Annotated in this window: 8 protein-coding genes; 7 read left to right on the top strand and 1 reads right to left on the bottom strand. The window is 72.0% G+C overall.

Going from position 1 to position 8,605, the window contains the following annotated elements; genetic code table 11:
• Positions 1-161 precede the first annotated feature (161 nt).
• A complete protein-coding gene (locus ABT063_RS43265; RefSeq protein ID WP_351066455.1) occupies positions 162-986 on the bottom strand; it encodes an NAD-dependent epimerase/dehydratase family protein in 825 nt (274 codons plus the stop codon).
• Positions 987-1,213: 227 nt separating this feature from the next.
• Here ABT063_RS43265 and ABT063_RS43260 point away from each other — a divergent pair, with 227 nt between their 5' ends.
• The 7 genes from ABT063_RS43260 (at position 1,214) to araD (ending at position 8,599) form a co-directional block, all read left to right on the top strand.
• Complete coding sequence (locus ABT063_RS43260; protein ID WP_351066454.1) at positions 1,214-2,155, top strand: 5-dehydro-4-deoxyglucarate dehydratase; 942 nt, start codon at positions 1,214-1,216, stop codon at positions 2,153-2,155.
• Between the two features lie 25 nt (positions 2,156-2,180).
• Positions 2,181-3,344 (top strand): hypothetical protein, encoded by a 1,164-nt coding sequence (locus tag ABT063_RS43255; RefSeq protein ID WP_351066453.1) that lies wholly within the window; start codon positions 2,181-2,183, stop codon positions 3,342-3,344.
• Positions 3,345-3,767: 423 nt separating this feature from the next.
• On the top strand, positions 3,768-4,355 hold the full coding sequence (locus ABT063_RS43250) for a TIGR03086 family metal-binding protein (protein ID WP_351066452.1): 588 nt from the start codon (positions 3,768-3,770) through the stop codon (positions 4,353-4,355).
• A 40-nt stretch (positions 4,356-4,395) separates the two neighbouring features.
• Positions 4,396-5,148: an MBL fold metallo-hydrolase gene (locus ABT063_RS43245; RefSeq protein ID WP_351066451.1), complete on the top strand. Its 753-nt coding sequence runs from the start codon at positions 4,396-4,398 to the stop codon at positions 5,146-5,148.
• Between the two features lie 144 nt (positions 5,149-5,292).
• Complete coding sequence (locus tag ABT063_RS43240) at positions 5,293-5,961, top strand: GntR family transcriptional regulator (protein ID WP_351066450.1); 669 nt, start codon at positions 5,293-5,295, stop codon at positions 5,959-5,961.
• Positions 5,958-6,866 (top strand): dihydrodipicolinate synthase family protein, encoded by a 909-nt coding sequence (locus ABT063_RS43235; protein ID WP_351066449.1) that lies wholly within the window; start codon positions 5,958-5,960, stop codon positions 6,864-6,866. Before ABT063_RS43240 ends, ABT063_RS43235 begins: the two co-directional genes overlap by 4 nt.
• Positions 6,863-8,599 carry an L-arabinonate dehydratase gene (araD, locus tag ABT063_RS43230; RefSeq protein ID WP_351066448.1) on the top strand — a complete coding sequence of 579 codons (1,737 nt, stop codon included), beginning with the start codon at positions 6,863-6,865 and terminating at the stop codon, positions 8,597-8,599. The genes ABT063_RS43235 and araD overlap by 4 nt, the downstream gene beginning before the upstream one ends.
• Positions 8,600-8,605: the final 6 nt, after the last annotated feature.

Genomic DNA, 8,605 nt, shown 5'->3' with positions numbered 1-8,605 from the left:
CCGCCGCGCCCCCCCCCCCCCGCCCCCCGGCGCGCTGCGCCCTCCCCCGTGCCCCGGGGGGGGGGGGGGCCCCCCCGGGGGGGGGGGGGGGGCGGGGGGCCCCCCCCCCCCCCCCGCCGCGAACGTCTGTTTTCCGCCGCGGTGGGCGGCGGTCGACCGGATCAGTAGGGCCAGATCGGCGGATCGCTCACGAAGTGGCCGCCCAGGTGGGCGTGCGCGATGTTCTCCGGGTCCAGCTCGCCCTGCTCGGCGATCAGCTTCTCGGCGTACGGCTCGGAGTCGTCCTGTGGTTCGTAACCGAGGGCCCGCGCGGTGGTCAGGTCCCACCACAGTCGTGTGTTGGCGGAGGAGCCGTAGACGACGGTGTGCTCGACGTTCTCCGCGGTCAGGGCCGCGTGGAAGAGACGGGCGCCGTCGGCGGGGCTCATCCACACCGAGAGCATGCGCACGCTGGTCGGCTCGGGGAAGCAGGAGCCGATGCGGACGGACACCGTCTCCAGGCCGTGCTTGTCCCAGTAGAACTGCGCGAGGTCCTCGCCGAAGGACTTGGACAGGCCGTAGAAGGTGTCCGGGCGGCGCGGGGTGTCGATGGGGATCAGTGCGCCCGCATCGAAGGGTGCGTCGCCCTGGGGGCGCGGGGTGAAGCCGACGGCGTGGTTGGAGGAGGCGAAGACGATCCGCTGGATGCCCTCCTCGCGTGCGGCCTCGTACAGGTTGTAGGTCCCCTCGATGTTCGCCTTGAGGATCTTCTCGAAAGAGGCTTCCAGGGAGATGCCCGCGAGGTGGATGATCGCGTCGACGCCCCGCACGGCCTCGCGCACGGCGTCCTGGTCGGTGAGGTCCGCGACGATCGCGTCCGGCTCACCGTCGATGGGGCGCAGGTCGAGGAGGCGCAGCTCGTAGCCGTAGTCGGGGAGCAGGTCCCGCATCAGGGTGCCGAGCCCGCCGGCGGCGCCGGTGAGCAGAACGGTGCGGGGAGCGGGCATCCTCGGGTCTCCTTGAGTCGGCGGCCGCATGCATGGATGGCATTCACAAGCGTGGACACGCTAGGGATGGTGGCCGTATCCCGTCAAGTGTGACCCGGAGCCGGAAAATCCGCTTCTGTGATGCGCGTTTGTCGGCTTGACCGCCCCTGAGAGGCCTCCTTAGGGTGGACGCGTTCATAGATGTAGATGCAAGTCATAAACATGAGCGCCTGTTCTAGGGAGAGCCCGTGACATCAGCCCCCCTCGCCGCTCGACTCGGCATCCCCGGCGGGCCGCTGTTCTTCCCCGTCACCGCCTACGGCCCCGACGGCGAGGTCGACCTCGACACCTACCGCGCACACGTGCGCCGCGGGGTCGAGGGCGGGGCCGCCGCCGTCTTCGCGTGCTGCGGCACCGGGGAGTTCCACGCGCTGGCGCCGGAGGAGTTCGAGGCGTGCGTGCGGGCGGCCGTGGAGGAGACGGCGGGCCGGGTGCCGGTCGTCGCGGGCGCCGGATACGGCACCGCGCTCGCCGTGCGGTACGCGCGGCTCGCCGAGGCGGCCGGGGCCGACGGGCTGCTCGCCATGCCGCCGTACCTCGTGATCGCCGGGCAGGACGGGCTGCTGCGGCACTACCGGGAGGTGGCCGCGGCGACCTCGCTGCCGGTGATCGTCTACCAACGCGACAACGCCGTCTTCACGCCCGAGACCGTCGTCGAGCTCGCCCGCACGGACGGAATCATCGGCTTCAAGGACGGACTCGGCGACCTCCACCTCATGCAGCGCGTCATCAGCGCCGTCCGCACCGAGGTCCCCGGCGACTTCCTCTACTTCAACGGGCTGCCGACCGCCGAGCAGACCCAGCTCGCCTACCGCGGCATCGGCATCACGCTCTACTCCTCCGCCGTCTTCTGTTTCGCCCCGGAGATCGCCCTCGCCTTCTACGAGGCCCACAAGACCGGCGACGACACCACCGCGAACCGCCTGCTCGACGGCTTCTACTGCCCCTTCGTCGAGCTGCGCGCCCAGGGCCGCGGCTACGCCGTCGCCCTCGTCAAGGCCGGTGTACGGCTGCGTGGACTCGACGTGGGGGAGGTCCGGCCCCCGCTGCACGAGCCGAGCGAGGATCATGTCAAGCAGCTCGCTCAGATCATCGAGCGCGGATACGCGCTGCTGGACGAGGACAAGTGACGGCGGAGAACGAAGGCGGGAACAAGTGAAGGCGTCGACTTTCGTCTACCCCTGGGACGTCAACGGTGACCCGGAGGCCGCGGGACGCATAGCCGCGCTCGGCGTGCAACAGGTGACGCTCGCCGCCGCCTACCACTCCACGCGCGCCCTGACCCCCCGCCACCCGCGCCACCGCATCGTCACCGCCGAACACGCGGCCGTGCTGTATCCCGCGGACGACCGGTGGGAGGGGCGCAAGCTGCGCCCGTACGCGGCCGGCGACTGGGCGCCCGGAGACGCCTTCGGTGAAGCGGCGGCAGCGCTCGTGGACGCCGGTCTGGAAGTGCACACCTGGGTCGTCCTCGCGCACAACTCCCGCCTGGGCGCCGAACACCCCGGCACCTCGGTCGTCAACGCCTACGGTGACCGCTACCCGTGGGCCCCCTGCGTCGCGCAGCCCGCCACGCGCGCGTACCTCGTCGACCTCGCCGCCGAGGCGGCCGTACGGCCCGGCGCGCGCGGCACCGAACTGGAGTCCCTCGGCTGGTACGGACTCCAGCACCTGCACGCCCACGACAAGACCGGCGGAGTCGGCCTCGGCGACGCCGGAATGTACCTGATGGCCCTCTGCTTCTGCCCGACCTGCCGGGAGGGATACGGCAGCCAGGGCCTGGACGCCGACGAGCTGGCCGCCGCCGTACGCGCCGCGCTGGAGCCGCTGTGGCGGGGCGCGCACGACGACGGCGGATGGGCCGGGGTCGAGAAGCTCCTCGGCGAGACGAACGCGGCCGCCACGCGCGCGTGGCGCGACGAAACCGCCCGCACGCTGCAAGAGGCAGCCGTCGCCGCGGTCCGCGCGGCCGCCCCCGAGGGCTTCCAGGTGCTGCTGCACGCCGACCCCGTGACCTACCACGTCGGCGCCAACCCGGGCGTCGACCCCGCGCACATCCTGTCCGTCGCGGACGGTGTGGTCGTGCCGTGCGCGGGCGGCCCCGGCCTGCTGACGCCCTTCGCGCGGCAGCGGCGGGAAGGCGCCGTCATCGCCGCCAACCTGGGCGTGGTCTCGGGTATGGGCGGCAGCCCGGGCACGGTCGCGGCGGACGCCGCGCGGGCCCGGGAGCTCGGAGCGACGGAACTGCGGCTGTATCACGCCGGGTTGGCGTCGGACGCCGACCTGGAAGCGGTGCGCGAGGGACTCAGCGGGCTCTGAGCCGGCGCCACCGGCTGGGCCCATGGCGTCGACCGCACGAGCGACGTCGTTCCGATCCTCATCGGCCTTCGCCACATCCTGCTGATGTCCCTCGTCCGGGAACCGCACCGCCGCCGCCTCAACGTGCGGCGGCGGGCTCGGCGGCTGGGAGTGCGCCTTCACCGTGGTCGCCGCCTACGTCGTGACTCGTCGCTGGGCTGCGCGATCCGCGACCCGGTCATCGCGCTGTGGTGCCTGGGCGGCGGGGCGACACCGCGCGAGCTGTCGCGCCGGGCGCGGGCAGCCAAAGGCGCCAAGGAGCGGGACGGCAGGGTGCCGGTCCGCGGCGGGACGGCCCGGGTCCAGGACGGCACCGTCCGAAGCGATGAGTTTCGCGGTCGCGGCCGGTCAACCTTGCAGGAACCCAACCACTGGAGCCGCCGCATGACCGCCCCGACCTTCGACCTCGGTGCGCAGACCCGCATCGTGGCACGCCTCGCCGACGGCGTCACCGACGCGCAGCTCTCCGCCGCGACGCCGTGCCCGGACCTCGCGGTGCGCAACCTGCTGGGGCACCTGACCGGCCTCGCCGTCGCCTTCCGCGACGCCGCCCGCAAGGACCTGGGCGTCACGACGGACACCAGCCCGGAAGCCGCCGTGCCCGACATCGGCCCCGGCTGGCGCGAGGAGCTCTCCAAGGCCCTCGACGAACTGGCCGACGCCTGGCGCGACCCGGCCGCCTGGACCGGCATGACCCGAGCGGGCGGCATCGACCTGCCCGGCGAGGTCGCCGCCGCCGTCGTCGCCGACGAACTGGTCATCCACGGCTGGGACCTGGCCCGGGCCACCGGCCAACGGTACGAGCCGGACCCCGCCGCGCTGCAGGCGTCGTACGACATGCTTTTCGCCGCGGCGGAGGACTCCGACCGCGGAGACGACATCTTCGGCCCGGTCGTCTCCGTCCCGGACGAGGCCCCGCTCCTCGACCGTGCGGTGGGGCTGAGTGGGCGGGACCCGGGCTGGAAGCCGTAATCGAGAGGCGGGGAGCGTACGGCGACCGTACGCTCCCCGCATGCCCCTCACTCTCACCGTCCTCGGCACCGCCTCCCCGCATCCGCGGCCGGACCTGCCGTGCTCCGGTTATCTGCTGCGGGGCGGGGGTGCCGAGGTGTGGGTGGACGCCGGGTTCGGGACCTTCGCCGAGTTGCAGCGGCACACCGATCCGGCTCGGCTCGACGCCATCTGGATCTCGCATCTGCACGCGGACCACAGCGCCGATCTGGTGGCCGCCGTGTACGGGCTGGCGTATGGCGGGCTCACGCCGGACGCTCCCATTCCGGTCTACGCCCCGGCCGGCTGCGCACAGCGCCTCTCGGGCTTCTTCGGGCGGCCGGATGCCGGGTTCCTCGACGGAATCTTCGCCTTTCAGTCCCTGTACGACGGCCACACCGCCCGGCACGGCGACCTGACCCTCGCCGCCCACGCCGTCGAGCACGACGTCGAGGCCTACGGGCTGCGCGCCGAAAGCGGCGGGCGGGTTCTCGCGTACTCCGGGGACTGCGGGCCCTGCGACGGGCTGCTCCATCTCGCCGGGGGCGCCGACCTGTTCCTCTGCGAGGCCGACATCGACCGGCATCGCGAAGGCGAACAGGTGCATCTGACTCCGGAGGACGCCGGTGCCGCCGCCCGTCTGGCCGGCGTACGACAGCTGCTCGTCACGCACGTCGGGCCCACGCTCACCCCCGAGGCGGCGACCGTCCGGGCCGCCTCGGCCTTCGGCGGGCCGACCCGCGCCGCCCACGTGGGCGAGACCAGGGACGTCTGAAGGCTCTTCACCGAAACTTCAACTTCCTTTGCCAGAAGCATTGACGAAACACAGGGGCCCTCCTACCTTCAACGCGTCGTACTTCGTACGTCATATATGAGACGCGATACGTGAGATCCGATACGCGAGATCCGAGAGGCGCGCATGACCTCTGTGCCCACGCCGATCCCCTCCCGCACGCAGTACGTGCTGGAAGGGATCAAACACCGCATCCTCACCGGGCAGTTGACGCCAGGTCAGGCTCTGGTCGAGACCGAGCTCGCCGCGCAGTTCGGGGTGTCGAAGACCCCCGTCCGTGAGGCGCTCAAGACCCTGGCCGGTACGGGGCTCGTCGTGATGAGCCAGTACAAGGGCGTCACGGTGCGCATGGTGGACGCGGACATGGCGCGCGAGGTCTACGACGTGCGGCTCCTGCTGGAGCCCGAGGCGCTGAAGCGTGCCGTCAAGCGGGGAGCGTCCCTCGATGCCGCAAGGGACGCGCTGACCCGCGCCGACGCGGCCACCGACACCGCCGAACGGTCGCTCGCCAACCGGGAGTTCCACCGCGCCCTGTACCTGCCCTGCGGCAACCCGCTGCTCGGCCGGATGCTCGACGAGGTCCGCGACCAGGCCGCCCTCGTCTCGGCCGTCGCCTGGGCCGCCTCGCCCTCCTGGGAGCGGGAGGCGGGCGAGCACCGGGAGATCCTGCGGCTCGCCCTGGCCGGTGACGCCGACGGCGCGGCGAGAGCCCTGCACTCGCACATCGGGTCCTTCGTCGAGCGGGCCTTCCCCCAAGCGGAGTCCGAGGCCCAGGGAGAGGACGGTCAGGCATGACAACGACGTTCGAGACCCAACGGGCGGCCCTGGCCGACGTGGTGGCGATCCCGGTGACCCCGTTCGCCGAGGACGGCTCCGTCGAGCAGGACGCCCACCGGGCCCTGCTGCGTCGTCTGCTCGACGGAGGGATCACGACCCTCACTCCCAACGGCAACACCGGGGAGTTCTACGCCCTCACCCCCCAGGAGCGGCAGCTCGTCACCGAGCTGACCCTCGACGAGGCCGGCGACCGCGCCGTGGTCCTCGTCGGGGTCGGCCACGACGTGCCGACCGCCATCGCCTCCGCGCGGCACGCCCGTGAGCGCGGCGCCCAGATGGTGATGGTCCATCAGCCCGTCCACCCGTACGTCTCCCAGGCCGGCTGGGTCGACTACCACCGCGCCATCGCCGAGGCAGTACCGGAGCTGGGCGTCGTGCCCTACATCCGCAACGCGCAGCTGCAGGGCGTCCGCCTCGCCGAACTCGCCGACACCTGCCCGAACGTCATCGGCGTGAAGTACGCCGTCCCGGACGCGGCCAAGTTCGCCGCGTTCGCCCGCGACGCCGGGCTGGAGCGCTTCGTGTGGGTCGCCGGGCTCGCCGAGCCGTACGCCCCCTCGTACTTCTCCGCGGGCGCCACCGGCTTCACCTCGGGGCTCGTGAACGTCGCCCCGTCCGTTTCGCTGAACATGATCGAAGCGCTTCGATCCGGCGACTACCCGGCCGCCATGAAGGTCTGGGAGCAGATCCGCCGCTTCGAGGAGCTGCGCGCCGCCAACGGCTCCGCCAACAACGTCACCGTCGTGAAGGAGGCCCTCGCCTCCCTCGGCCTGTGCCGCCGCGACGTCCGCCCGCCGAGCAAGCACCTGCCCGAGGACGAACGCGCCGAGGTCGCCGCCATCGCCGCCGGGTGGTCGATATGAACGAGCCGATCAGAAGGCGTCCAGAAGAGCTCAGAAGCCATCAGTGGTACGGCACCGACGGCCTCCGCTCCTTCAGCCACCGCGCCCGTACCCGCCAGCTCGGCTACCTGCCCGAAGAGCACCTGGGCAAGCCGGTCATCGCGATCCTCAACACCTGGTCGGACATCAACCCCTGCCACGTGCACCTGCGGGACCGCGCGCAGGCTGTGAAGCGAGGGGTGTGGCAGGCGGGCGGCTTCCCGCTGGAGTTCCCGGTCTCCACCCTCTCCGAGACGTTCCAGAAGCCGACCCCGATGCTCTACCGCAACATGCTGGCGATGGAGACCGAGGAACTGCTGCGGTCCTATCCGGTCGACGGGGCCGTGCTCATGGGCGGCTGCGACAAGTCCACGCCCGCGCTCCTCATGGGCGCCGCGAGCGTCGACCTGCCCGCCGTCTTCGTGCCCGCCGGGCCCATGCTGCCGGGCCACTGGCGGGGCGAGGTCCTCGGCTCCGGCACCGACATGTGGAAGTACTGGGACGACAAGCGGGCCGGCCTCATCGGCGACTGCGAGATGACCGAGCTGGAGAGCGGCCTCGCCCGCTCGCCGGGCCACTGCATGACCATGGGTACGGCGTCCACGCTGACCGCCGCCGCCGAGGCCCTCGGCGTCACGGTCCCGGGCGCCTCCAGCATCCCGGCCGTGGACTCCGGGCACGACCGGATGGCCGCCGCCGCGGGCCTCCGCATCGTCGAACTGGTCCACAAGGACCGGAAACTCTCGGAGATCCTCACCCGCGACGCCTTCGAGGACGCGGTGACCACCGTCCTGGGCCTCGGCGGCTCCACCAACGCCGTGATCCACCTGATCGCCATGGCGGGCCGCGCGGGCGTCAAGCTCACCCTCGACGACTTCGACCGCGTCGCCCGCACGGTCCCGGTGCTCGCCAACGTACGGCCCGGCGGACAGACGTATCTCATGGAGGACTTCCACTTCGCCGGCGGACTGCCCGGGTTCCTCTCCCGGATCCCGGACCTGCTCCACCTGGAGCGGCCCACCGTCTCGTACGACACCATGCGCGAGCAGATCACCGGCGCGCAGGTGCACAACGACGACGTCATCCGGCCCCGGGACAACCCGGTCGCGAACGAGGGCGGGGTCGCCGTCCTGCGCGGCAACCTCTGCCCGGACGGCGCGGTCATCAAGCACATCGCCGCCGAGCAGCACCTGCTCAAGCACACCGGTCCCGCGGTCGTCTTCGACGACTACCGGACGATGCAGCGCACCATCAACGACCCGTCGCTGAACATCACCGCCGACAGCGTGCTGGTGCTGCGCAACGCCGGGCCCAAGGGCGGACCGGGCATGCCCGAGTACGGGATGCTGCCCATCCCCGACCACCTGCTCAAGCAGGGCGTGCGGGACATGGTGCGGATCTCCGACGCCCGGATGAGCGGCACGAGTTACGGCGCGTGCGTGCTGCACGTGGCCCCCGAGTCGTACGTCGGCGGCCCGCTGGCCCTGGTCCGCACCGGGGACACGATCACCCTCGACGTCGAGGCGCGCACCCTCCATCTCGCCGTGAACGACGAGGAGTTGGAGCGTCGCCGAACGCAGTGGACGCCGCCGCCCGTCCGTTACGAGCGCGGCTACGGCGCGCTCTACAACGAGCAGATCACGCAGGCCGACACCGGCTGCGACTTCGAGTTCCTGGCCCGCCCGGGCAAGGTGCAGGACCCGTACGCGGGCTGAACCACC

It is taken from the genome of Streptomyces sp. NPDC002838 (assembly GCF_040295365.1).
Classification (GTDB): Bacteria; Actinomycetota; Actinomycetes; order Streptomycetales; family Streptomycetaceae; genus Streptomyces.
Note: the sequence above shows the minus strand (reverse complement) of the source record. Positions and strands in the feature narration are given on the sequence as shown.